The following is a 3733-nucleotide window of genomic DNA, read 5'->3' as shown; positions in this document are numbered from 1 at the left end:
GGGGTTCATCGCCTTTCACCTCGCCCCCGGCTTTTCGCTCGCGCCAGAGGTTCCGGGCGTGGCGGCGGCGGATATCGGCGCGCGTCAGATATGGTGGTACGCCACCGTCGGTGCGGCGATCGTGGCCCTGTTCCTTCTGGCGTTCGGTCGCAGCTGGATCGCATGGTCCGGCGCGGTGGTGCTGCTGATTGCGCCCCATGTCTGGGGTGCGCCGCAGCCCGAAACCTACGCGGGGCCGGTACCGCCCGAACTGGCGGCGCTCTTCGCCTCCCGGGCGCTGGGGACGGGACTGGCCGCATGGGTCGTGCTGGGTAGCCTCGCGGGATATTTCTGGCGGCGCGAAACGCTGCGCGCGGGGTGATCCCGCAGCTCAAGGAGCTATTCCATGGACAGGGCTTTGTGGCTTTTCCTGATCGGCCTCGTGTTCGGGGGCGGGCTCGGGTTCACGCTGGCCGCGGGCTATGGCGTGACCTTCGATGGTCATGACCATGCCGCTGCCGGTGCTGAGGCCCACGTCACAGTGGGCACGGAACACATGGCCCAGCATGCCACCCCGCTGGAGGTTTCGGCCATCGCCGCCCCGGAGGTTTCGCTGCTGATCGATCCCGACCCGGACGCAGGCTGGAACCTTCAGGTCAAGACGCGCAACTTCGACTTCGCCCCCCGCGATGCCGGGGGCGTTCACGTGGACGGCACGGGCCACGCGCATCTCTACGTCAACGGGGTGAAGCAGGCGCGGCTCTACGGCGATTGGCACCATATTCCCGACCTGCCCGCGGGAGAGGTGATCATCGAGGTTGTGCTGAACACGAACGACCACCGACCGCTGGCAGTGGCGGGGCGGAAGATCGCCGCCGAAACCCGGCTCATCGTCGAATGACGCGCCGCAATTTCCTCCGTCGCTTGCCCGAGGGCCCCGCTTGCGTTAGGCCCGGCCCATCCCCTTTGCCCCTATCACGATTGGACGTTTCAGTATGACGGTGACCCTGCATGTCTGCACAACCTGCCGCGCTGGCGAGATCGAAGCGGAGGATGCTCCCCGCCCCGGCGCGCGGCTTCACGCGGCCCTGACCGAAGCGGGCGCGCCCGAAGGCGTGCGCATCGTGCCGGTGGAATGTCTTTCCGCCTGTTCGCAGGGGGCTTCCGTGGCGCTTTCGGCCCCGGGCAAATGGACCTATGTCTACGGTCGCCTGAGCTGCGCGGATACGTCTGACATCCTCGCCGGTGCCGCGGCCTATGCCGCGACGACAGATGGCCTTGTGCCATGGCGCGAACGCCCGGTCATTTTCCGCAAGCAAAGCCTTGCCCGCATTCCCCCGATGGAGATTCCGAATGACTGACCTCGCAAAGATACCGGTGACCGTGATCACCGGCTTCCTCGGATCGGGCAAGACCACGCTGATCCGGCATTTGATGACCCATTCGCAGGGCCGCAGGCTCGCTGTTCTGGTCAATGAATTCGGGACGGTCGGCGTGGACGGAGACATCCTGAAATCCTGCGCGGACGAAGATTGCCCCGCCGAGAACATCGTCGAACTGGCCAATGGCTGCATCTGCTGCACCGTGGCCGATGACTTCATTCCGACGATCGAGGCGCTGATGGCGATGCCCACCCGGCCCGATCACATCCTGATCGAAACCTCCGGTCTGGCTTTGCCGAAGCCGCTGCTGAAGGCGTTTGACTGGCCCGCCATCCGGTCGAAGATCACCGTGGACGGGGTGATCGCGCTGGCCGATGCAGAAGCGGTGGCCGCCGGACGGTTCGCGCCCGATGTGGCGGCGGTGGATGCCCAGCGTCAGGCCGATGACAGCCTCGACCATGAAACGCCCCTGAGCGAGGTATTTGAGGATCAGATTTCCTGTGCGGACATCGTGCTTCTGTCAAAGGCCGACCTCGCGGGGGAATCCGGCCTCGCCAAGGCGCGCGAGGTGGTAGAAGCCGAAAGCCCGCGTCGGATCCCGATTCTGGAAATGAGCGAGGGCGTCGTTGACCCCAAGGTCGTGCTGGGCCTGAACGCGCAGGCAGAAGACGACCTAGCGGCACGTCCTTCCCACCATGACGGCGCCGACGATCATGAACACGACGACTTTGAAACCGTCGTGATCCCGATGCCCGAAATCGAAGATGTAAGCGCGCTCGTATCCGCGATCGAGGAAATGGCGGCGGAGCAGAACATTCTGCGCGTCAAAGGCTACGTGGCCGTCGCGGGCAAACCCATGCGCCTGCTTGTGCAGGCCGTGGGCGGGCGTGTCCGCCACCAGTTCGACCGGCCTTGGGGCAGCGACATGCGCGCCGGGCATCTGGTTGTCATCGCCGAACATGACGACGTGAACGAACCCCGCATCCGCGCGGCGCTGGGGGCCTGAAACGATGCATGTCGTCTTCCGCGACAGCCACGGGTTGGAGGATACGGACACACCGTTCGATCCCGGACAGACCCCGGCTGACCTGATCGTCCTGTCGTTTTCCGACAGCGATCTGGGGGCTTTCGCGGCGGGCTGGCATCGTGGGGGCGGCCCCGATGGGGACTTGCCCAGCCTGCGGTTGTGCAACCTCGTCGCGCTGCGGCACCCGGCCAGCGTGGACAATTACGTGGAACAGACACTCGCCGGAGCCAAGGGCATCCTGATCCGCCTGATCGGGGGCGAGAATTATTGGCCCTACGGGGTGATGCAGGTGCAGGACTTTGCCCGTCGCAACGGGATTGCACTGGCGATCCTGCCCGCCGACGGGCGCGAGGACCCGGCGCTCGACGGTTATTCCACCCTTCCGGTTTCCACCCTGCGGCGGTTGCAGCATTTGTGTGATGCGGGCGGCGCGGTCGCTGCGCAGGCGGCGCTTGCGCAGCTTGCCTTGGCTGCTGGTTTCTATGCGGGTCCCGTTCCCGGCGCCAAGTCGGTGCCGGACTGCGGCTTCTACACGCCGGAACGGGGGTTCGTGCCCTATTTCGATGCAGGCGCCGGCGATGTGGTGGTGGTGACCTTTTATCGCAGCTACCTCATGGCCGCCGATACCGCACCGGTGGACGCGCTGCTGAACGAACTCGCTGAACGCGGCTTCAACGCCGTCGGAATCTTCGTGCCCTCGCTAAAGGCCGAAAGCGCGCGAACGTTCCTGATCAACGCCTTCACCGGCGTGAAGCCTGTGGCCATCGTGAACGCCACCGCTTTCTCGGGTCGGGGTGAGGATGGCACCACGCCGCTGGACACGCCGGGCTGCCCCGTTTTTCAGGTGGCGCTCTCCACCGCGCGGCAGAAGGACTGGGCAGAGGCGGAGCGTGGATTGTCCCCGGCAGATCTGGCCATGCATGTCGTATTGCCCGAGGTGGATGGCCGGATCTTTGCCGGGGTGATCAGCTTCAAGGCCCCGGAGCGCAGGGACCCGCATCTGCAATACGCCCGGTTCAGCCACAGGCCCCATGTGGCCCGCATCCGCGCTGTGGTTGATCGCGTCAAGGCATGGCACCGGCTGTCGGAAACGCCGAAGGCGAAGCGGGAACTGGCGCTTGTCCTGTCCACCTACCCGGGTCGGACAGATCAGCTGGCCCATGCGGTCGGCCTTGATGCGCTGGCGAGTGTCGAAGACATGCTGCTGATGCTGGCGGGCTTCGGCTATGGGGTGCGCCCGCAGATAGGTTTTGGCCGGGCGCTGGCCAGCGAGATACTCGAATGGTCCCTGTCTGACTACGAGGCGGCGCTCGATGATCTGCCGGAGCCACTACGCGAGGCGGTC

Annotated in this window: 5 protein-coding genes; all 5 read left to right on the top strand. The window is 65.7% G+C overall.

Translation table 11 applies throughout. From position 1 onward, the window contains the following. The coding region (locus A3764_RS19950; RefSeq protein WP_201722479.1) for a CbtA family protein at nt 1-361 on the top strand (361 nt) is incomplete at its 5' end. Nucleotides 362-385: 24 nt separating this feature from the next. Then, nucleotides 386-880 carry a hypothetical protein gene (locus A3764_RS19945; protein WP_067926513.1) on the top strand — a complete coding sequence of 165 codons (495 nt, stop codon included), beginning with the start codon at nt 386-388 and terminating at the stop codon, nt 878-880. 94 nt (nt 881-974) lie between these two features. Continuing rightward, nucleotides 975-1340: a DUF1636 family protein gene (locus A3764_RS19940; RefSeq protein ID WP_067926516.1), complete on the top strand. Its 366-nt coding sequence runs from the start codon at nt 975-977 to the stop codon at nt 1338-1340. Continuing rightward, a complete protein-coding gene (cobW, locus tag A3764_RS19935; RefSeq protein WP_067926519.1) occupies nt 1333-2367 on the top strand; it encodes a cobalamin biosynthesis protein CobW in 1035 nt (344 codons plus the stop codon). Before A3764_RS19940 ends, cobW begins: the two co-directional genes overlap by 8 nt. A 4-nt stretch (nt 2368-2371) precedes the next feature. Continuing rightward, nucleotides 2372-3733, top strand: a 1362-nt coding sequence (locus tag A3764_RS19930) for a cobaltochelatase subunit CobN (protein ID WP_201722478.1), incomplete at its 3' end; no start/stop codon positions are given.

This window comes from Sulfitobacter sp. HI0129, assembly GCF_001635395.1.
GTDB lineage: Bacteria > Pseudomonadota > Alphaproteobacteria > Rhodobacterales > Rhodobacteraceae > Sulfitobacter.
This window is presented reverse-complemented; position numbering and strand designations above follow the sequence as displayed.